Here is a 761-nt window from a genome sequence, read left to right on the forward strand (position 1 = left end):
CGTCTATCATGTTCGCGGGCGCGACGTCGATCTTGTCGTCGATGGGGGCATGGGGCTAGTGCCTCTCAGACCCGTGCTGAACCTGCCACCTGGCAAGCCGGTAGTAGCCGTTGCAACGCACATCCATGTCGATCACGTCGGCGCATTAAGCGAGTTCGAGATGAGACTTGGCCATCGCGAGGAGTCTTCGTTTTTCGACGACATGGCGGATGAACACACATTGGCTCATCTCTTTCGCGCGCAGCGCGACGCCGTCAGCAAGCCTCCGCATGAGGCATGGTCGCTGCTGCATTTCCAGATCAAATCGGCGCCACTGTCCCGAATTCTCGACGAAGGCTGCACCATTGAGACCGGAGACAGGTCATTTCTGGTCCTTCACCTCCCTGGTCATTCGCCAGGGTCGCTCGGTCTTCTTGATGAACGCAACGGCGATTTTTTAGCCGGCGATGCGATTTATCGCGGACGATTGGTCGATGATCTTCCAGGTTCGGACGTGCACGTCTATCGAAAGACAATGCTGCGTCTTTTGGAGATAGAGTTCAACAGGGCATACTGCGGACACGGTGAGATAATCGACGAGAATGAACTGCGATCGATTGCAAGAAGTTATTTAGCGAGCTGAACGTTACGGGCCGCGCATTCTAGCCGTGGCAGTGCAGGTCCCGCGATCTGGCCATCCGCCAAGCTGGATGCTGCTCCAGTGCCCCATCTGGCAAAGCTCTGCCTCGCAACCACACTCATTGAGAACCGCTCCTTAGGGT

The 761-nt window shown here is 56.5% G+C and carries 1 protein-coding gene; it reads left to right on the forward strand.

The annotated features are described in order from the left end of the window. Positions 1–622: MBL fold metallo-hydrolase (locus AC1D0I_RS32755; RefSeq protein ID WP_477400211.1), on the forward strand; the 622-nt coding region annotated here is incomplete at its 5' end. Positions 623–761 lie beyond the last annotated feature (139 nt).

The sequence above is a fragment of the Mesorhizobium sp. P2_D1 genome, from assembly GCF_056404455.1.